The sequence below is a fragment of the Stenotrophomonas sp. SBJS02 genome, assembly GCF_020428325.2.
Taxonomy (GTDB): Bacteria; Pseudomonadota; Gammaproteobacteria; order Xanthomonadales; family Xanthomonadaceae; genus Stenotrophomonas; species Stenotrophomonas africana.
In genome coordinates this window covers 2121510-2142365 of sequence record NZ_CP109812.1, presented here as the reverse complement: position 1 = coordinate 2142365, position 20856 = coordinate 2121510, and the positions used below count along the sequence as shown (strand labels likewise).

Below are 20856 nucleotides of genomic sequence, written 5' to 3'. Positions count from 1 at the left end.
ACTGCATGCTGAAAGCTCTGTTGAGGGTCAAGCCGGTCCAGCCGGCCGGGCACGTCGATGCCGGCGAACCCATCGAAGGCAGCCTGGACGGCGAAGCCACGTTGAAACGGACCCTCACGGCTAAACACCTCATCCTGCTTGGCGTGGGTGCGGTGATCGGCGCTGGTATCTTCGTGCTGACCGGCCAGGCCGCAGCCAACCACGCGGGCCCGGCAGTGATGCTGTCGTTCGTCATCGCTGGTTTCGCCTGCGCCCTGGCGGGCCTGTGCTACGCCGAGTTCGCAGCGATGATGCCGGTCTCCGGCAGTGCCTACTCCTACTCCTACGCCACTCTCGGCGAAGGCATGGCCTGGTTCATCGGCTGGTGCCTGGTGCTGGAATACCTGTTCGCCTCGGCCTCGGTCGCGGTGGGCTGGTCGGCGTACCTGATCAGCTTCATCACCACCACGCTGCACATGCCGTTCCCGGATGCACTCAGCGCAGCTCCCATTGCCTGGACCGGCAGCGAGTTCATCGCCTCCGGCAAGCTGTTCAACCTGCCGGCGGTGCTGATCGTGGCGGCGGTGTCCGGCCTGCTGTACGTGGGCGTGACCCAGTCGGCCTTCGTCAACGCGATCATCGTGGCGATCAAGGTCACCGTGATCTGCCTGTTCATCGGCATCGGCGCGGCCCACATCGACCCGGCCAACTGGCAGCCGTTCATTCCGGAAAACACCGGCGTGCCGGGTGAATTCGGCTGGAGCGGCGTGTTCCGCGCGGCCACCATCGTGTTCTTCGCCTACATCGGCTTCGATGCGGTCTCCACCGCCGCCGGCGAAACCAAGGACCCGCAGCGCAACATGCCGATTGGCCTGCTCGGTTCGCTGGCGGTGTGCACCATCGTCTACATCATCGTCTGTGCGGTGCTGACCGGCATGATGCCGTACCACCTGCTGGGCACCGACAAGCCGGTGGCCACCGCGCTGGAGCCCTACCCGACCCTGTCCTGGCTGAAGACCCTGGTCGAGATCGGCGCCATCGCCGGCCTGTCCTCGGTGGTGCTGGTGATGATGATGGGCCAGACCCGCATCGCCTACACCATCTCCCGCGACGGCCTGCTGCCGAAGTTCTTCGGCAAGGTCCACGCGCGATTCCGCACCCCGTACGTCGCCACCATCGTGGTCGGCGTGATCGCCGCCGCGCTGGCCGGCCTGGTGCCGCTGAACGTGCTGGGCGAACTGGTCTCGATGGGCACCCTGCTGGCGTTCGCCACGGTCTGCATCGGCGTGCTGGTGCTGCGCTACTCCAAGCCGGAGATCCATCGCCCGTTCCGCGTACCAGCAGTGTGGATCATCTGCCCGCTGGGCGCGGCCACCTGCCTGTTCCTGTTCTGGCAGGCGTTCGTGGTCCACTGGCACCTGTTCGTGGGCTGGACGCTGCTCGGCCTGTTGATCTACCTGGGCTACGGCATCCGCAACAGCAAGCTGGCCAAGTCGCCCTGATCCGCCTACGGGCCGGCCTCGCGCCGGCCCGTCCGTTTTCCCCGCGCGCCGCCCGTGGCGCGCTTCGACAAGACCACCACACATGTTCAAGCAACTGTGGGCCACCAAGCACCCGCATGCCGCCCATGAAGACGCCAACGGCCTCAGCCTGCGCCGCCACCTCGGCCCCTGGGGCCTGACCGCCCTGGGTATCGGCGCGGTGATCGGCGGCGGCATCTTCGTCATCACCGGCCAGGCCGCCGCCAACCACGCCGGCCCGGCGATCATGCTGTCCTTCGTACTGGCCGCCATCTGCTGCGCCTTCTGCGCGCTGGCCTACGCCGAATTTGCCTCGATGGTGCCGGTCTCCGGCAGCGCCTACACCTACACCTACGCCACCTTCGGTGAGCTCTCGGCCTGGTTCATCGGCTGGATGCTGGTGCTCGAATACGGCGTCTCCGCCTCGGCGGTGGCGGTCAGCTGGACCGGCTACTTCCTCAGCCTGCTCAGCCAGTTCGACATCCATCTACCGGCCGCGCTGGTCAGTGCCCCGCTCGACGCACAGCTGCGCCCGACCGGCGCGATCGCCAACCTGCCTGCTGCGGCCCTGGTGCTGCTGCTGACCTGGCTGTGCTACGTCGGCATCAGCAAGTCCTCGGCGATGAACATGGCGATGGTCGTGCTCAAGACCGGCCTGATCGTGCTGGTCATCGTGGTCGGCTGGAAGTACGTGGACACCAGCAACTGGACGCCCTTCATCCCGGCCAACGAAGGTCCCGGCAAGTACGGCATGGAAGGCGTACTGCGCGGCGCGGCGATGGTGTTCTTCGCCTACATCGGTTTCGAGGCGGTGTCGGTGGCGGCACAGGAGTCGAAGAATCCGCAGCGCGATATGCCGTTCGGCATGATGCTGTCGCTGGTGATCTGCACCGTGCTGTACATCGCGATGGCCGCGGTGATGACCGGCCTGGTGCCGTTCCAGCTGCTGGGCACCGATGAGCCGGTGGTGACTGCCGTGGCGGCGCACCCGCAGCTGGACTGGCTGCGCTGGGTGGTCGAGGTCGGCGCGCTGGTCGGCCTGTCCTCGGTGGTGCTGGTGATGATCATCGGCCAGCCGCGCATCTTCATGATCATGGGTCGCGACGGCCTGCTGCCGCCGGTGTTCACCAAGATTCATCCGAAGTACCGCACCCCGCACATCAACACCGTGATCACCGGCATCGGCATCGCCTTGCTGGCGGCGCTGTTCCCGCTGGACATCCTCGGCGAGCTGACCTCGATGGGCACGCTGATCGCATTCGCGGCGGTGTGCGCCGGCGTGCTGATCCTGCGCCGCACCCAGCCCGACCTGCCGCGGCCGTTCCGCATGCCGATGGCGTGGCTGATCTGCAGCCTGGGCGTGCTGAGCTGCCTGGCGCTGTTGTCGGCGATGACGATGCACAACTGGATGCTGATGGGTGTATGGACGTTCGTCGGCTTCGTGATCTATTTCTGCTACGGGTTCCGGCACAGCCGCCTGCGCGCGAAATAAAGGGATTGCAGGGCCTGCGGCCCTGCACCCGCCGGAGCCGGAGCAACTTCCAGAGCAACAGCTGGGTTGAGGGTTTGGCGGGGAGGCATGGGTTAGCGGGGGACGCCGTGAATCCATCCCTGGAGGCTTGGCCGCGGCATCCATGCCGCGGACACCCCCGCGAACCCATGCCTCCCCGCCCCTGACACTTTCCCGGCACGTCCGGTAGATCCACGCCATGCGTGGATGATGGTCATTCCCAGCGACCAAGGCGCCCGACGATGATCATCTGCGGCCAAACCAGATGGTCTTCTGTATCCAGCCTGCGCCGCCCATGCAGCCCATGAAGTGCTCGTGATTCTCCTTGGCGTTGACGTCCACGGTGTAGCGCTCGGCCTTTGGCATCAGCATCTTCTTGCATTTGCCATCCACGTCGCATGTCTCGCCTTCCTTGCAGACGGTCAGCACCTCGATCTCCTCGGTGCGCTCGACAACCTCCATCTTCTCCGGCCACTTCTCGTTGGCCTCTGCCCTGCAGCGCCAACGCGACTCATCCAGCGGATCGGCATGGTCGCTGAAGCGTGCCCATTCGGTCGCACAACCGCCGGTCAACAGCGCAAGCCCCGCAGCCACGGCCATTCGCATATACCCATCTCCATCATCCTTTCCCTGCCATATCGCGGTGTTAACGCGCCGCTTCCGGTTCCGGTTGCCCCGGCCAGCGCTCCTGTTACGACCGGTTCCCAGTTCCACATGCTGCAGGTGCGTGCGCCACGGTAGCGGCCCTGGTTCACGTCCAGGACGCCGCTCTCGATTTCCGGCCGCTGCACGCGCTCATACTTTCCATCCACGTCGTACGTGTTCTTGTCCTGCTCCCTGCTCGTCTCCAGCCTCAACGCCTAAACGGTTCGCACAGCCACGTCATTCTCCGCTGGCCACTGTTGCCTCGAGTCCGTTGAGCAGCAACCTGTCGAGCAGCCGTCGTCCGCTGCGCCGGCCCCGCCTAGCGGCGATTGAACCAGATGAGCTGCTGCTGCCAGCCGGCACCGGCCATGCAGGCATTGAACTCGCTGCTGCGGTCGGACGCATTGACGTCCACGATGTAACTCTCCTCTTTCGGCATGGGTACCATGTTGTACTTGCCGTCAATGGCGCAGACTTCATCAAGCCTGCAGGGCACCCGCTGGTCCTCGTAGACCGTGCGCGTGGCCACTTCGTTCCGCACCGGCCAGTGCTCGCCGGCCTGGGCCCGGCAGCCCGCGTGGGTGGCACCGAACGGCGGCGCCGCTGCATCCATCCTCACCCATTCCATCGCGCAGCCACTGCTGGCCAGCACGACACTGATCACCCCCAGAAACACCATCGCGCGCGTGATCATCGTAGTTCACCTGTCCTTGATGCTCGCCCGGAACTCCTGCGGCACTCCGATGGTGTTTGCCGACAGCAAGACTGTCCACGACCGGAATCGCTTCCAGCGCGAACGCTAACCTCCCCATTCAGCCAGCGCTTGGCCTGCCTCGATCCAAACCCAACCCGCTCCCTTCCAGCACACTGCGCGGCCTCGCGCGTGCAGCAGACCAACAGCTTTCGAGCAGGCCCAGCTACGGGCCGGATCACGTAAAATGGCGGCCATGGACACCCCCACCTTCCCGTACGACACCGCGCGCCTGAGCGAACTGGCCCAGCTGCTGATCGACAACGTCCGCGAACTGGCCCACGCCGGCTGGACCCCGGCCACAAGCAGCAACTTCTCCCACCGCCTGGACGACCGCCACGCGGCGATCACCGTCTCGGGCAAGGACAAGGGCCGCCTGATCGAGGACGACATCATGGTGGTGGACTTCGACGGCCAGGCCGTCGGCCGCCCGCTGCGCCCGTCCGCCGAAACCCTGCTGCACACCCAGCTGTACCGCCGCTTCCCCGAAGTGGGTTGCGTGCTGCACACCCATTCGCCGGTGCAGACCATCGCCTCGCGCCTGTATGCGCCGCAGGGCCACATCCGCCTGGAAGGCTATGAACTGCTGAAGGCCTTTGCCGGCAACAGCACCCATGAGATGGCCATCGACGTGCCGGTGTTCGCCAACACCCAGGACATGAACGCGCTCTCGGCGCAGGTCGATGACCTGCTCGATCGCCAGCCGCTCTGGGGCTACCTGATCGACGGCCACGGCCTGTACGCCTGGGGCCGTGACATGGCCGAAGCACGCCGCCACCTGGAAGCGTTCGAGTTCCTGTTCCACTGCGAACTGGAACTGCGCAAGCTGCGCGGCTGAACCCGCGCGCATGCGCAGATGCCGATCCGGAATCTGCGCCTCGCCCCCACCCTGCTACCCTGTCTTCCCCCCGAGACGTTCAAGCTGCCGCCATGAGCCGACTGCGCATCTACGACGACACCCGCCCCGAATCGCCGCTGCTGGACACCCAGGACGGCGCGGTCATCGCTGCCGAACTGCAGAAGATCGGCGTCACCTTCGAGCGCTGGCAGGCCACCGCGCCGGTTGCGCCGGGCGCCAGCCAGGATGAAGTGTTCGCTGCCTACCGTGCGGACATCGACCGTCTGGTCGCCGAGCGCGGCTTCAAGAGCGTGGACGTCGCCTCGATCGCGCCGGACAACCCCAACCGCGCCGAACTGCGCAAGAAGTTCCTCGACGAGCACTTCCACAAGGAAGACGAGGTGCGCTTCTTCGTCGCAGGCTCCGGCCTGTTCACCCTGCACGTAGGCGACAAGGTCTATGAGATCGAGTGTGTGAAGGACGATCTGATCGCGGTGCCCGACGGCACCACCCACTGGTTTGACATGGGCGATGAGCCGAGCTTCGTGGCGATCCGCTTCTTCACCGAGCCGGACGGCTGGGTCGGCCATTTCACTGGCACCGACATCGCGCAGAAATTCCCCCGTTACGTACCTACCCAGGCGTCCTGATCCATGCAGCCCCGCGTCATCCTGACCGACATCGAAGGCACCACCAGCAGCATCTCATTCGTCAAGAACGTGCTGTTCCCCTATGCCCGCAAGGCCTTGCCGGCGTTCGTCTCCGAACATGGCCAGCAGCCGGAGGTCCGCCGCTGGCTGGATGCGGTGGCTACCGAGATCGGCGGCGCCTGCCAGGACAGCCTGGTCGCCGAGACGCTGCAGGGCTGGATCGACCAGGACCGCAAGCACACCGCACTGAAGGCACTGCAGGGCCTGATCTGGGACGAAGGCTACCGTCGCGGCGATTACACCGCGCACTTCTACCCGGAAGTGGCGCCGGTGCTGAAGGGCTGGCACGCTGCCGGCCTGCCGCTATACGTGTACTCCTCCGGCTCGGTGCCGGCGCAGAAGCTGTTCTTCGGTTTCAGCGATGCCGGTGACCTCAGCCCGCTGGTGTCGGGCTGGTTCGATACCGAGATCGGCGGCAAGCGAGAGGCCGACAGCTACCGCCGCATCGTGCGGGCAATCGGCGTGCCGGCCGGCGAGATCCTGTTCCTGTCCGATGTGGTGGAGGAATTGGACGCCGCCCGCGAAGCCGGCCTGCAGACCCGCCTGATCGATCGCCTGGATGATTACCCGATGCCGCGCATCGGCCAGGCCGCCAACGGCCATGAGCGGGTCGAGAATTTCCAGCAGATCCAGTTGTAAAGCGACGGGTAGATGCCAACCTTGGTTGGCATGTTCCGGGTGTGCCAACCAAGGTTGGCACCCACCAATGCGGGATGCGCCGCCCTCAACGATCGTTGAGGGTCTTCAGCTTCATTGCTTCGCGCAGGGTCGTAAGGTCCACCGGGCCACGCACCGCGATATCGCGGGTTTCGCCGGGCAACAGGTCCAGCAGGTTGTCTTCGACCTGCACATCCAGCGCACCAAAATCGATCCACGTCGCGCGCACGTAGGCCGCGCTTTCCAGCCGCAGTCGATAGTGGTCGCCTTCGGTGGACAAGGTGGCCTTGAGCTTCTGCCGCAGCAGCACCTGGTCCTTGGCCTCGACGAAACCGACCACCTGGCGCGCACTGACCTTGCCATCCTGCAGCAACTCGAATACCGCCACGGTGCGCTTCGGATCGGCACCGGCCAGCAGCTCGGCATCGCGGAAATCACCGATGGAGGTGACGCCCTCCGCTTTCAACGTCACCGCTTGCTCGCGACGGCGCAGCACCTTGCCGTCCACGTCCAGCACCTGCAGCCGCCAGCGTGCATCCAGCGCGGCACCGTCGTTGAGCAACCGCACCCGTGTGCTGCCCTCGTCGCGCAGCACGGCCACCGTCACCGGCGCAAAGAAGCGCCGGGCCGCGAAGTGCAACGCCTTCCAGCGACCGAAGTAGTCCACGCTGGACCATGAAGCACCCGGCCAGACGTCGTTGAGCTGCCAGTACAGCGAGCCCATCGTGTACGGCCGCGAGGCACGATGATGCAGCGCGGCCAACGCGATGCCATCGGCCTGCATCACCTGGCTGAGGTAGACGAAGTCCTCGAAGTCCTTCGGCGTGCCGTACCCCAGCTCGATGTAGTGCAGCAGGCGGCTGTTGCCCTCGCCGGCCATGAACTTCTGGTGCGCACGGATCACCGGGCTGTCGATGCGCTGCTCGGCGCGGGTGGCGATCTGGTCCACCGTCGCCACCGACGGCCACGCCTGCAGCCCGTACTCGGACATGAAGCGCGGCGTCTCACGCAGGTAGGCCTGCACCGGCAGTGCCGGATTGCCCCAGACCTGCCAGTAATGCTTGTCGCCGCGGGTGGAATCGTTGGCCTTCTCATCCAGATCATTGCTGGGCGAGCTGGACCAGTACGGCACGCCCAGCGCCTCCTCACCCACCACCTGGCGCAGGTCGTTGCCGAACAGGTCGACATAGCCCTGCCACACCTTCGCTGCAAACGCCGGGTCGGCCGCCTTCAGGTCGCGACCGTGGCCCCAGTCCTTCCAGGCGGTTTCTTCCTCGTTGTTGCCACACCACAGCACGATGCTGGGGTGATGGCGCAGGCGGCGCACGTTGTCGCGCGCCTCGGCCACCACGCTGGCACGGAAGGCTGGATCGTAACCCGGCTGCATGCCGCCGCCGAACATGAAGTCCTGCCAGACCAGCAGGCCCAGCTCGTCGGCGATGTCGAAGAACGCATCGTCCTCGTAGTAGCCACCGCCCCAGTTGCGCAGCATGTTCATGTTGGCGTCGCGTGCGGCGGTCAGCACCTGGCGCAGGCGTGCGGCATCGACGCGTGCGGGGAACGCATCGAACGGAATGACGTTGGCGCCCTTGGCGAAGATCTCCACACCGTTGATGACGAAGGCGAAGCCCTGTCCACCCTTGCCGTCTTCCTCACGGCGCAGCTCAACCGTGCGCAGGCCGATGCGCTGCTCGCGCACCCGCGTTGCATCGGCGCCATCATCCAGGCGGGCCTGCACGGTGTAGCGGTCCTGTGCACCGTGGCCGACCGGCCACCAGCGCTGCGGCTTGACCAGTTCGACCGGTACTTCGACAGCATTCTGGCCGGGCTTCAGCAGCACCGTGCGCTGCACCTGGGCCACGCTGCGGCCTTGCGGATCGCGCACGTCCACGTTCACCACGTTCACCACGGCCGAGCCGGCCGCCGCGCCCTGCTCCACCTGCAGCAGCACCGTCAGCTTCGCCTGTTCCGCGCTTAATGCATCGGTGCGCACGGCAAGATCGGTCAAGCGGTGCGTATCCCAGGCCTGCAGGTCGACCCCGCGCCACACGCCGGCGGTGACATAGCGCGGGCCCCAGTCCCAGCCGAAGTGATAGGCCGGCTTGCGCGCGAAGTTGCCGACCATCGCGTCTTTGGGCTCATCCCCATAGGGCGAAGGATAGTTGCCGGCGATCTTGTGCGGCATCGCCTGCACGCCCGGCAGCAGGGAGCGGATGGGCGATCGGAACACGATCTGCAGTTCGTTGTCGTTCGCGCGCAGACGCCCTTCTACGCGCGCACGCCACGTGCGGTGCGCGTTGTCTGCACGCAGCAGCGGCTTGCCGTTGAGGCTGACCTCGGCATAGGTATCCAGCCCGTCGAAGCGAAGCTCGGCATTCGGCTTGGCCAGCGTCGCCGCATCCACGTCGAAGCGGGCCCGGTATTCCCAGGCCGCCAGGCCGATCCACTGCAGCTCGGCCTCGGGCGCACCGACATACGGGTCGCGGATCAGTGCATGCGCCAGCAGGTCGGTGTGCACGCTGCCCGGCACCTTCGCCGCACGCCATTGCTGCAGGCCCGGATGGGCAGCACCCTGGGAATCGCCAGGCAGCATGCGGAATTGCCATTGCGCCTGCAAAGGCGCCGCCGTTGCCGGAAAAGCGGACGCTGCAATCAGCAGCAGGAGCAGACGGACAACGAGGGAAAGACGATGCACGCGGAGCTCCTGTTTTTCCGCCGGGTGTCGCCCGGCGCTACCGATTTCGGATTGCCAGGCATGGCCTGGCACTACTGCATTCGAACGATCTTCAGCGCACCACGTTCAACACTTCGTAGCACGCGCCCATGGTGTGGTAATCCACCTTGCCGGCCGGGCTCTTCTCGTCGCTGTACTTGCGGTTGTCGGCATCGAGGATGCGGAACCAGGCGCCGTACTGGTGATCGACGAAGTGTTCCCACGAATACGCCCAGATGCGTTCGTACCACTGCCAGTAGCGGTCATCGCCGGTGCGCTTGGCCATCAGTGCGGCGGTCGCCAGCGTCTCCGCCTGCACCCAGAAGTACTTGTCGTCGTCGCAGACGAAGCTGTCGCCGCCGATCGGGGCGCCATCCATGCCCGGCTGCCGGCGCGATTCCGGCGCGAAACCGTAGTACAAGCCGCCCCGGGCGTCGTCCCAGCTGCGCGCCACGGCCACATCGAACAAGTGCTGCGCGGTCGGCACCAGCCAGTCCGCCTGCACGTGGCGATCGAGGATCAGCAACAGCTTGGCCCATTCGGTCTGATGGCCCGGCTGGAAGCCCCACGGGCGGAACAGGTGCTTGGGGTCGTCCAGGTTGTAGTCCCAGTCGATCTCCCAGTTCACATCGTAGTGTTCCCAGACCAGGCCACCGGCCTTGGCGGCCTGGCGGCGGGTCATGTTGTCAGCCAGCTGCAACGCGCGCTCGACATAGCGCTGCTCGCCACTGGCCTCGAACGCCGCCAGCATCGCCTCGCACATGTGCATGTTGGCGTTCTGACCGCGGTAGCCGGTGAAGTTCCACTGGCCATCGGCCTCGTCCTTGTACAGGCCGTACTGTGGCTCCCAGAAGCGCGCTTCCAGCAGCTGCCAGGTCTCGTCCATCCACACACGCGCCTGTTCGATACCGGCCTTCAGCGCGCAACTGTAGGCCAGCAGCACGAACGCCATGCCGTAGCAGTGGTTCATGTCGTCCTCGACCTTGCCATCGCGCAGGGTCCAGGCATAGCCGCCGGTGGCCGGGTTGCGGTGCACCTCGCGCAGGTAGCGCACGCCGTGCTCGACGGCCTCGCGGTATTCGGCATTGCCGAACTCGCGGTAGGCCATCGCGTAGTTGAAGACGAAACGGGTGCTGCTCACCAGGTGGCGGTGGCTGGCATCGTAGATGCTGCCGTCATCACGGAAGTAGTGGAAGAAGCCACCGTCCGGATCGATGCAGCGCGGGTGGTAGAACGCCATCGTGTCGGCGATATGAGCGCGCAGGAACGCGGGCGAACGGAAATCGGGCGAGGTGCTCATGCGGTAATGTCCTGGGCCTGCAGCAGCTGCTGCACTTCATCGAGCGAGGGCATCGCGGCGAACGCGCCCTTGCGGGTAACAGCCAGCGCTCCCACGGCGGCGCCGAAGCGCAGCGTGGCGGTGATCGCCTCCGGGTCCTGGCAGAACGCGGCGAAACCAGCGCCCGCCCCACCGCGCTCCAGCAGGCCGACCAGCACGCCACCGACGAAGGCATCGCCAGCAGCCGTGGTGTCGACCGTGGCCACGCGGAAACTGGTGACCGTGCCGTGGTTGTCGCGGGTGTACCAATGCAGCGTAGCCGCACCGTCGGTAACGATGACCCAGCGCGCCTGCGCGGCCAGCAGGCGCCGCAGCACCGTCGCCTCGCCATCAGCGCCCAGCGGCGCGGCCAGGTAGTCCAGCTCCTCGCGCGACAGTTTGACCAGGTCCGCGCGCTCCAGCGCCTGCCACAGGCGCGGCGTCGGGTCCTCGTTGGCCGGCCACAGGGCGGGACGCAGGTTGAGGTCCAGGCTGACCACCGCACCGGCCGCACGGGCACGATCCATGCCGGCGAAGGTCGCCTCGGCGATGGCCGGCTCGGTCAGGCTGTTGGAGCAGACGTGGAAGCACTGCGCGCTGTCGAGGCAGGCAGCCTGGAAATCGCTGTCACGGAACAGCAGGTCTGCCGCTGGCGGGCGGTAGAAGCTGAAGCTGCGCTCGCCACTGGCGTCAAGGGCGACGAAGGCCAGCGCGGTCTTCGCCTCATCGGTACGCACGATGTAATCCGTGCCCACGCCGTGCTCGACCAGGCTGTCGGCCAGGAAGTCACCGAACATGTCACGGCCGAGCATGCCGACGAACTGGGTCTTGGCGCCCAGTCGCGCTGCCGCCACGGCAACGTTGGCCGGCGCCCCGCCGGCGTACTGCAGGAACGCGCGCGGCGTATCGTCCGAGGCCGGCGGCTGCGCTAGTAGATCGATCAAAATTTCGCCGAAGCAAACGATGGAACCCATTCCGGACTCAGCCTCCCTGCGTGCGGACAGCCGGCGGGCGCGAGCCCACAAGACCGTAGAAAATGATGTAGACGTAGCAGATCACCGGCAGCACGAAGCTCAGGTGCAGGCCGATGCGGTCGGCCAGCATGCCCTGTAGCAGCGGGATGATCGCGCCGCCGACGATGGCCATGATCAAGAGGCTGGAGGCCTTGTTGGTCAACGGTCCCAGGCGTTCGATGGCCAGCGAGAAGATGGTCGGGAACATGATGGAGTTGAACAGACCGGTCGCCACGATGCCGTACAGCGCGACTTTGCCGCCCGACGTCAGGGTGACGACCAGCAGCACCACGTTGGCAGCGGCGAAACCGGCCAGCAGGCGGCGCGGCGAGAATTTGGCCAGCAGCCACGCGCCGGCGAAACGGCCGACCATGGCGCAGCCCCAGTAGGCCGACACGTAGTTCGTGGCCTGCTGTTCGGTCATGCCGCCAATCTCCGGCAGCGCCAGGTAGTTCACCATCAGGCTGCCGATGGACACTTCGGCGCCGACGTAGAAGAAGATGGCCAGCACGCCGAACAGCACGTGCGGGTGCTTGAGGGCATCCAGCAGCGTGTGGTGGCCGCTGTCGGCCTGCTCGGTCGACTCAGTCAGGCTGGGCAGGCGGAACAGGTAGACGAAGACCGCCAGCAGCACCAGCGCGATGGCCAGGCCCACGTACGGGCCCTGCACCGACTGCGCCTCGGCGGCACGGTAGGCCATCTGCTCGGCCACCGGCATCGCGTCGATCTCATCGCCGCTCTTCACTGCGGTGCTGAGGATCAGGAAGCCACCAAACAGCGGTGCCAGCGTGGTGCCCAGCGAATTGAGCGCCTGCGCCAGGGTCAGACGGCTCGATGCGGTCTGTTCCGGGCCAAGCAGCGCGACGTAAGGATTGGCAGCGACCTGCAGCACGGTGATGCCGCTGGCCAGCACGAACAGCGATGCAAGGAAGGCTTCGTAGGTGCGCAGCGCGGCCGACGGCCAGAAGCCCAGCGCGCCCACGCCTGCGATCAGCAGGCCCGCGATGATGCCCTTCTTGTAGCCCAGACGGGCCACCAGCCGACCGGCCGGCACCGACATCAGGAAGTACGCGCCGAAGAAGGTGAACTGCACCAGCATCGCGCGGGTGTAGTTCAGCTCGAACACCGCCTTCAGATGCGGGATCAGCACGTCGTTGAGGCTTGTCAGGAAGCCCCACATGAAGAAGATGGTGGTGGCGACCGCCAGAGCAGCACGGGCATTCATGACCGGTGCCTGGCTGCTGGAGGAACCCGGTGGACGGGGCGTTGCGGAGATCGGCATGCGGTACGCGCCTCGATGCGCGGAAGGTCGTTGTTGCGTGGAAGGGGTGTATGGAAGGAATCAGTTCGGCCGTGCGGCACTGCTTTCGCGGATGCGCAGCTGCACCGGTGCGACCGTGCGCCGTGGCGGCGCGTCCGGTTCGTCCAGTCGTTGCAGCAGCAGCGCCGCGGCTTGGCGGCCACGCTCGCGCGGATCGGCGGTGAGCGTGGTCAACGGCGGCACCGCCACCGCAGCCTCGGAAATATCGTCGAAACCGGTAACGGCAAAATCGCCGCCCGGACGGATGCCACGTGAATTCAGGCCCAGCATCAGGCCCAGCGCGACGGTGTCGTTGTAGCAGACCGCCGCACTCGGGCGATGGCCGTCGGCAAACAACTCATCGGTGCGCGCGGCGGCTTCCAGACGGTTCGGTGCAGATTCGATCATCCAGCCCGGCGGCAGCGACAGACCGGCCTCGGCCAGCGCCTGCTGGAAACCGGCACGGCGCTGGTGGCACGAACTCGATGCGGCGTGGCCGCCGAAGAAAGCAATCTGGCGATGGCCGCGCTCGATCAGGTGGCGCGTGGCGAGATAGGCGCCGTGCTGGTTGTCGAGGGTGAGGAAATCCCAGTCAGCCCCTTCAAGCTCGCGGTTGAACAGCAGCACGTTGGCATTGGCGCCCAACGCCTGCCGCAACTGCGCGGTATCGCTGCCCTCGGCCGGTGACAGGATCAGGCCGGCCGGGGTGTGCTCCATCAGCGTGGACAGCACCGCCTGCTGGCGCTCCGGCGATTCACCGGTACTGCCCAGCAGGGTCACGTAACCGCGTCCACCCAGCGCCTCGTCCACACCGGAGGCGAACTCGGCGAAGAACGGGTTGGACAGATCGTTGATCACCAGCGCGATGCTTGATGACGTGCGCCGGCGCAGGTTGGCCGCCGCGCGGTTGTAGACATAACGCTGGCGGCGCAGTTCGGCCTCGACCTTGGCGCGGGTATCGACGTTGACCAGTGGGCTGCCGCGCAGCACCAGCGACACGGTTGCCCGTGACACGCCGATGGCACGCGCGATGTCGGTCACCGTCACCGCCTTGCCGGCGCGCTTGCTGGGACTGCTGCCGTTGTCGTTCATCGTCTTCCCGGACTCCGCTGGATGCTCAAGCCTAATGGATCAGGGCCCTGTCATGCCGTGCCGTTCGCTGGGTCACCGCGAACGGCACAGTCCGTCTCAGCGCAGCTGGCTGCCCGGTGCCGCGCACCAGGACACCGGCAGGTCCTTCACCGCCGTGCCCCAGCCCTGCTCCGGCGCCTTCGCGTCGAGCGCGAACTGCAGCCGCGGGCCCTGCTGCAGCCGGTTCCAGTCCAGCCACACCGGTGCATGCGCCTGGCCATCGACCTGCACGCCCTGTACGTACTGCAGGCGGCGGCCATCGGCACCCGGCGCATCGATGCGCAGCGTGCGGCCATTGCCCATGTCCACTTCCACCTTGCTGAAGCGCGGGGTGTGCAGCAGGAACTGGCCGCTGCCCGGCACCGCCGGGTACACGCCGATGGCGCTGAACAGGTACCAGGCCGACATCGTGCCGAGGTCATCGTTGCCGGTTACGCCGTTGGGCGCATTGGTGAACAACTGCTGCGCGGCGCGCACCACGGCCGCGGTCTTCCACGGCTGGCCGATCAGCGTGTACAGCCACGGCGAGTGCAGGTCCGGCTCGTTGTTCGGGTTGTAGCGGAACTGGTTGTAATAGCTGTACGGCCCGACCACCCACTCCTTGCGGGCGGCATTGAGCGGGTCGGCCTGCAGCGCGTCCATCGCGAAGAAGGCATCGAGGCGGCGGCCGGCCTGTTCGCGGCCGTCCATCGCTTCGACCAGGCCCGGCACGTCCTGCTGCGCCAGCCACTGGTACTGCCACGCCGTGCCTTCATGGAAACCGTGATGCGAGCGCGGGCTGTAGTGGCCATCGGCCGGCGTGTACCACTGGCCATCTTCGGTGCGCGGGCGCGGGAAACCGGTGAAGCCGGTCTCGGCGTCGCGCACCTGAGGGTCCCACACCTTGCGCCAGTTGCGGCCGCGCTCACGCAGCGTCGCCGCGTCCTGCGCGTGGCCGAGGCCATCGGCCATCTGCGAGAGCGCGCAATCCGCCAGCGCGTATTCCAGCGTCGCCGAACCGCCGTGATGCGGATCGACGTCCATGCCCTTGGACGGGAACGCGCGGTCGTAGACCACGTAGCCCTTGTCCAGATAGGTCGGGTTGCCGGAGCGGCCAGCCATGCGCGAGTTCAGCGGCGGCGTGCCGAACGCGTTGCGGCGCAGCGCATCCCAGGCCTGCGATTCACGGCCCTTGAGCGCGCCGAAGCGCCACAGATCGACCATGAACGGCGTAACCGGATCGCCGGTCATGATGTTGGTCTCGAAATTGGCATAGCCCCAGCGCGGCAGCCAACCGCCCTGCTCGTCGATCGCCAGCAGGGTACGGCCGATGTCACGCGCCACGTCCGGGCGGGTCAGTGCCAGCCACTGGTTCTGCGCGCGGTAGGTATCCCACAGCGAGAAGTACTCGTAGTAGGTCCAGCCGTCGGCACGATGGATGCCATCGTCATAGCCACGGTAGCGGCCGTCGGCGTCGTTGCCGGTCATCGGCTGCAGCAGCGCGTGGTAGACCGCGCTGTAGAACACGGCGCGGTCGTCGGCGTTGCCGCCCTGCACACGCACCCGGCCCAGCTGCTCACGCCACGACTGCTGCGACAACGCACGCATGCGGTCGAAACCGAGCAGCGCTCCACCCTGCATGCCATCTGCGCGCAGATTGATGCGCGCGCCTTCGGCATCCACGTGCGAGATTGCGCTGACCGCCGTCACCGACTGGCCCTTGGCCAGGTCGAAGGTCAGCCAGGCACCGTTCGGCTTCTGCTCGCCTTCCATGCTGTGCCGCGCACCCGGCAGGCCACCGCCCTCGCCCCAGGTGCCATGCGCCTTGAACGGACGGTCGAACTCGATGCGGAACCAGGTGGTGTACTGGTGCCCGCCACAGAAGCTCTTGGTGACCAGCTTGCCTTCCACCACGCGGTCGCCGACCACATCGACCACGCTGCCGATCACCGAGTGGCGTTCGTTGGCTTGGCCGACATTGACCAGCACGTGGCCATCGCCTTGGCGCTGGCTGAAGGTGTAGCGCTCGGCTGCGGCGCGCGTACGCGCGGTGGTCTCAGCATCGATGCCGCCGTAGCTGGTCAGCCGCACCTTGTAATAGCCCGCTTGGCCGATCTCGCCGTCGTGGGTGTACGACGAGGCATACGCCTTGTGGTCGAACTGCTTGGCGTTGCCGGTATCGAAATCACCGCCCGGACCGATCAAGCCGGTCACCGGCAGCACCGACACTTGGCCGCCTTGCTCCCAGCAGCCTGCGCCGGAGATGAAGGAGTGGCCGAAACCGCGGATCTTCTCATCGTCATAGCGCCAGCCCGAGTAGTGGCTGCCGATCGGGCTGACCTGGATCAGGCCGAACGGCGCCGACGCGCCCGGGAACGTATTGCCATCGTCCTTGCTGCCGATGAAGGTATTGACCTCCCGCTCCAACGCTGCCGGTGCGGCCTGCAGCAGCATCGGCGACGCCGACAGTGCGAGCAGGCAGGCCAGGCGCGCCAGCGGACGCGAAGACAATGGGACGGCGGGAGCGGACGGCACTGGACGCATGTCGGGTTCCTGTAGTCGATGACGCGGAGGCAGACGGCGCGGATCGCCCGGCGTCGTTCCGCTGAGCTCCACCATGACTGGCAGAAAGCTCCCCCTGGAATGACGCCCGACCCACCAGACCGTGAATTTAGATCGATTCAAGTAGAGCATGCAGGTTCAGCCGAATGCATTCTGCGGCGCAGCATGAGAGGGGTGTTCGCAGGGCTGCGCCCTGCACCTGCCGATGCCGATGCCGAAGCCGAATCCGAAGCAACAGCAAAAGCCGGCTATCCGTGGGATGGCGGGGTGGGTCCGGTTGCGGGGGACGCCGTAAACCCGTCCATGGGGGCTTGGCCGCGGCATCCATGCCGCGGACACCACCGCAACCGGACCCACCCCGCCTTCGACAGATTTCCGCGATCTGTGGATCCACGCCATGCGTGGATGAATCTCTGTCAGATAACGAAATCGATTGGGGTCAGATCCGTTTTCCAAAGGAAAACGGATCTGACCCCACGCCCCCATGTCGTTCCAGGATCAGTCCAACCGTCACCGGGAAACTGTCGAAGGCGGGGCGGTGTCGGATTGCGGGGTGTCCGCGGCATGGATGCCGCGGCCAAGCCCCCATGGACGGGTTTACGGCGTCCCCGCAATCCGACAACGCCCCGCCCAACCCACAGAAAACCAGAGCCGTTCTGGCTTTGGCCTTGGCGTCGAGCAGGTGCAGGGCGCAGCCCTGCCGCCCCCCCCTCCCCTGCGCACGAAAACGATTTCACTGTTTTCAGCAAACCGTCATCCCTTCGCCACGCCAGTACCATATTGCGGAGCAGCATGCGCCCGCGGGCGACCCATGCTAAAAAAACGCCCGCCCATCGCTTAGATCGATCCAAGACGACGCTGCGATGGCCGGGAGTTGGGGGAGCGGCAACAGGACGTACCAGGCCACGTGCACGGTGCAACTGCCACTGCATGGCGATAGCGACAATGTCACTTCAAATTAGATCGATTCAAGTTGTCCGTGCCACGTCACCGGATCAATCCAGGAGAGAGGGAGAGATGGGAATGAAGCATTCAACACGTACGCATGGCCAGGACGCATTGTCGTTGGCCGTCGCGCTGGCCCTGGCCGCCGCCGTCGCTCCGGCCGGCGCCGCCGCGCAGCAGGCAACCACCACCGGCTCGCAGGACGCCACCAACCTGGACAGCGTCCAGGTCACCGGCTACCGCTACGCCATCGAAAAGAGCCTTGAGCAGAAGCGCGACGCCAACGCCGTTGTCGAAGTGATCACCGCCGAGGACGTCGGCAAGTTCCCCGACAAGAACGTGGCCGACGCACTGCAGCGCGTGCCCGGCGTGGTCATCACCCGCAGCGGTGGTGAAGGCAAGAGTGTCAGCGTGCGCGGCCTTGCGCCGGACCTGACCCTGACCCAGTTGAATGGCAACTACGTGGCCACGTCGGAAACCAACGACGAAGCCACCCGTTCGTTCAACTACACCCTGCTGCCGTCGAACATGCTGTCCAGCGCCGAGCTATTCAAGTCGCCGGAAGCACGCATCGACGAAGGCGGCATCGGCGGCACGGTCATCCTGCACACCCGTCGTCCGCTGGACATGGAGTCCAACTCGGGCTTCGTCACGCTCGAGGGTACCTCTTCCGATACCCACCACGATATCGACCCGCAGGCCTCGGCCCTGTATTCGTGGCACAGCAAGGATGAGCGTTTCGGCGTGCTGGTCGGCGTGACCCAGCAGAAGCGCACCACCCGCACCATGGAAGCCAGCACCGAGGACTACCAGTGGTACGGCGCCGGCAGGGCACGCGACGCCTATGGCAACGTGCAGCAGCAGGATGGCATCCACTACTGGTGGGGCAAGTCCGGTTTCAACAACCAGACCGGCGGCAACTACAGCGACTTCTTCATGCCGACCTCGGTCAACTTCGCGGTGAAGGAAGAAAAGCGCGAGCGCAAGGGCGGCCAGCTGACCTTCCAGTTCAAGCCGGTCGACAACGTCACGATGACCGCCAACTACTTCCGCTTCGAGCTGCAGGGTGACTACACCCAGAACATGCTGAAGATTCCGGAATGGAGCATGGCGCGCTACAACCAGGACGGCAACTGGGCCGGAGGCCGCCTGCTCAATGGCCTGGACTTCGATGCCAGCGGCAACACCGTCACCGGTGCCCAGTTCGAAAAGCTGGCTGGAAAGACCTACTACTGCAGCGAAGACCAGGCCAAGGCCGCCGGCCTCAAGCCCGGCGGCTGGGGCCCGGACGACTGCACGATTCCGACACCGCAGCTGACCGGTGGCTACAGCAAGGAAAAGGCGCTGTCGCAGACCGCCGACCTGACCATCGACTGGGACATCAGCCCGCTGTGGAAGGCCTCGTTCACCGGTGGCCGCACCTGGTCCGAAGGTGGTCCGTCGATGAATTTCCGCATGTCGGCCAAGCCGCGCCGCAAGGTCGGCAACGACTACCTGTCCGGTAACCAGTACAGCGCATGGGACCTGACTGGCACGCCGTCTGCCACCTTCTCGCCCGACCTGCAGCAGCAGTTGATGAACGGCATCGCCGAAGTCGACACCGGCTCGACCGATTCGTCGTGGAAGCGCACCGAGGTCAAGCAGAACTACTTCCAGGCCGACGTGACCAAGCTGTTTGAGTCCGGTTGGCTGGATTCGATCCAGTTCGGTGCCAAGTACCGTGACGGCAAGGTCCACCGCAACACCGGCAACACCTACTGGGTGTGCCCCGGCCGTGACCCGGCCGACTATGACAACAGCCGCTACCAGAGTGGCTGCGATCCGACTGCCGGCGATGCGCAGCCCGGCTTCTTCCTGTCCAATCCGATCAGCAACATTGCCGGTGGCTTCAATGCCAACGTGTTCCCGGGCATCAACTACCCGGCGTACATCGACTATCTGAACAAGACCTACGGTGGTTCGCACAACCGTACCGAGGAAGACTTCGTCTACAACGTCAACGAGAAGATCTACTCCGGCTACTTCCAGGCCAACTTCCGCACCGAGCGCGTGCGCGGCAATGTCGGCGTGCGCGTGGTGCGCACCAAGCAGTTCGCGCAGTCTTCCGACTCGATCGAGAAGTTCAACGACTACTTCCTGGACAACGCATCCGGTGCGCCGATGGCGTGCACCGATCCAGCTGCTGCGGCCTACCCGACCTACAGCTGCGAGAGCGGCTTCGTGCGCCTGCCGCATGACCTGGCGCAGAGCAAGACCTACAGCCTGATCGGCGTGGACCGCACCTACACCGACGTGCTGCCGAGTTTCAACATTGCATGGGACATCACCGACACGCTGGTGCTGCGTGGTGCCGCATCGAAGGTGATCGCCCGCCCTGGCTACACCGACATCGCAGCACCGGGCGCACTGAGCTACTACAGCGAGGAGTACGTCAATGATCGCCGCGTTGCCGGCGGCGCATCGACGGCAGGCTGGGTCGGCCAGGGCAGCAACAAGCAGCTGGAGCCGTTCAAGGCCACCCAGTTCGACCTGGGCCTGGAGTGGTACTTCCAGCCGGGCGCGGTGGCCGGCGTCGGCCTGTTCCGCAAGAACGTGGACAACTTCACCCTGCCGGTGGTGCGCGACACGCCGATGGTCATCAACGGTGAAGCGGTGAACGTGCAGCGCTACGAGACCCAGGCCAATGGCCGCGATGGTGTGTCGCAGGGCGTCGAGCTGTATGGCCAGTACACGTTCGGTTTCGGCTTTGGCGTGCAGGCCAACTACACCTACAACGACACCAACCTGGCTTCCATTGTTCTGGACGGGCAGGAAATCGGCTCCTCGCCGCTGGTCGGCAGCGCCAAGAACCAGGCCAACGTGACGGTCTTCTACGAGAACGAGAAGTTCCTCGCACGCGCCTCGTTCAACCGTCGCGGGCAGGTAGTCGGCGGGCTCAACAATGGCCTCACCGTCTACACCGAGCCGTATGACCAGCTGGATCTGAACGTGGCCTACAACCTGACCCCGGACTGGACGCTGACCGCCTCGGTGATCAATGCCACCAAGTCCGAGCAGCGCGTGCACCTGGGCAGCGACACCAAGGCACGCCTGATCTCCAATACCTATGCGGGCCGCCAGCTGTACTTCGGCGCTACCTGGAAGTTCTAAGGCAACACCGGGTTGCCCGGGCGCGCCCCGGTGCAACCCACGCCCCGCCCTGGCGGGGACGTTCCTCCACGGCAGCCACGCTGGTACAGGTGGCTGCCGTTTTTTGTCGGCGCCTTGCCTGTCGTTCAGCCCGGC

Annotated in this window: 13 protein-coding genes and 1 pseudogene; 6 read left to right on the top strand and 8 right to left on the bottom strand. The window is 65.9% G+C overall.

What is annotated here, in order from left to right; genetic code table 11:
• Positions 1-5 precede the first annotated feature (5 nt).
• On the top strand, positions 6-1481 hold the full coding sequence (locus FQS62_RS10095; RefSeq protein WP_049447152.1) for an amino acid permease: 1476 nt from the start codon (positions 6-8) through the stop codon (positions 1479-1481).
• Between the two features lie 82 nt (positions 1482-1563).
• Positions 1564-2991, top strand: coding sequence for an amino acid permease (locus FQS62_RS10090; protein ID WP_049447153.1), 1428 nt, complete (start codon positions 1564-1566; stop codon positions 2989-2991).
• A gap of 264 nt (positions 2992-3255) precedes the next feature.
• Here the strand turns inward: FQS62_RS10090 and FQS62_RS10085 are convergent, their stop codons facing one another.
• Entirely contained in the window at positions 3256-3615 is a 360-nt protein-coding gene (locus tag FQS62_RS10085) for a hypothetical protein (RefSeq protein ID WP_208043397.1), read from the bottom strand.
• A 358-nt stretch (positions 3616-3973) separates the two neighbouring features.
• Entirely contained in the window at positions 3974-4348 is a 375-nt protein-coding gene (locus tag FQS62_RS10080) for a hypothetical protein (protein WP_049447157.1), read from the bottom strand.
• Positions 4349-4601: 253 nt separating this feature from the next.
• Between FQS62_RS10080 and FQS62_RS10075 the strand changes: the two genes are divergently transcribed.
• The 3 genes from FQS62_RS10075 to mtnC all read left to right on the top strand — a co-directional run bounded on the left by FQS62_RS10075 (position 4602) and on the right by mtnC (position 6592).
• Positions 4602-5243 carry a methylthioribulose 1-phosphate dehydratase gene (locus tag FQS62_RS10075; protein ID WP_049447175.1) on the top strand — a complete coding sequence of 214 codons (642 nt, stop codon included), beginning with the start codon at positions 4602-4604 and terminating at the stop codon, positions 5241-5243.
• A gap of 92 nt (positions 5244-5335) precedes the next feature.
• Positions 5336-5893: a 1,2-dihydroxy-3-keto-5-methylthiopentene dioxygenase gene (locus tag FQS62_RS10070; protein WP_094001930.1), complete on the top strand. Its 558-nt coding sequence runs from the start codon at positions 5336-5338 to the stop codon at positions 5891-5893.
• Between the two features lie 3 nt (positions 5894-5896).
• Complete coding sequence (mtnC, locus tag FQS62_RS10065; RefSeq protein WP_049447161.1) at positions 5897-6592, top strand: acireductone synthase; 696 nt, start codon at positions 5897-5899, stop codon at positions 6590-6592.
• Positions 6593-6677: 85 nt separating this feature from the next.
• On the opposite strand, the gene FQS62_RS10060 is transcribed toward mtnC, so the two are convergent.
• The 6 genes and pseudogenes from FQS62_RS10060 to FQS62_RS10035 all read right to left on the bottom strand — a co-directional run.
• Complete coding sequence (locus tag FQS62_RS10060) at positions 6678-9305, bottom strand: beta-mannosidase (protein ID WP_208043398.1); 2628 nt, start codon at positions 9303-9305, stop codon at positions 6678-6680.
• Between the two features lie 91 nt (positions 9306-9396).
• On the bottom strand, positions 9397-10623 hold the full coding sequence (locus FQS62_RS10055) for an AGE family epimerase/isomerase (protein WP_208043399.1): 1227 nt from the start codon (positions 10621-10623) through the stop codon (positions 9397-9399).
• Positions 10620-11615 (bottom strand): carbohydrate kinase family protein, encoded by a 996-nt coding sequence (locus FQS62_RS10050; protein ID WP_208043400.1) that lies wholly within the window; start codon positions 11613-11615, stop codon positions 10620-10622. Before FQS62_RS10050 ends, FQS62_RS10055 begins: the two co-directional genes overlap by 4 nt.
• Positions 11616-11622: 7 nt before the next feature.
• On the bottom strand, positions 11623-12879 hold the full coding sequence (fucP, locus tag FQS62_RS10045) for an L-fucose:H+ symporter permease (RefSeq protein ID WP_226053507.1): 1257 nt from the start codon (positions 12877-12879) through the stop codon (positions 11623-11625).
• 117 nt (positions 12880-12996) lie between these two features.
• Positions 12997-14046 carry a LacI family DNA-binding transcriptional regulator gene (locus tag FQS62_RS10040; protein ID WP_049447170.1) on the bottom strand — a complete coding sequence of 350 codons (1050 nt, stop codon included), beginning with the start codon at positions 14044-14046 and terminating at the stop codon, positions 12997-12999.
• A 96-nt stretch (positions 14047-14142) separates the two neighbouring features.
• Positions 14143-16482 (bottom strand): annotated as a pseudogene (locus FQS62_RS10035) (GH92 family glycosyl hydrolase); the annotation flags it as partial.
• Between the two features lie 1161 nt (positions 16483-17643).
• Between FQS62_RS10035 and FQS62_RS10030 the strand changes: the two are divergent.
• On the top strand, positions 17644-20721 hold the full coding sequence (locus FQS62_RS10030) for a TonB-dependent receptor (protein ID WP_049445500.1): 3078 nt from the start codon (positions 17644-17646) through the stop codon (positions 20719-20721).
• Positions 20722-20856 lie beyond the last annotated feature (135 nt).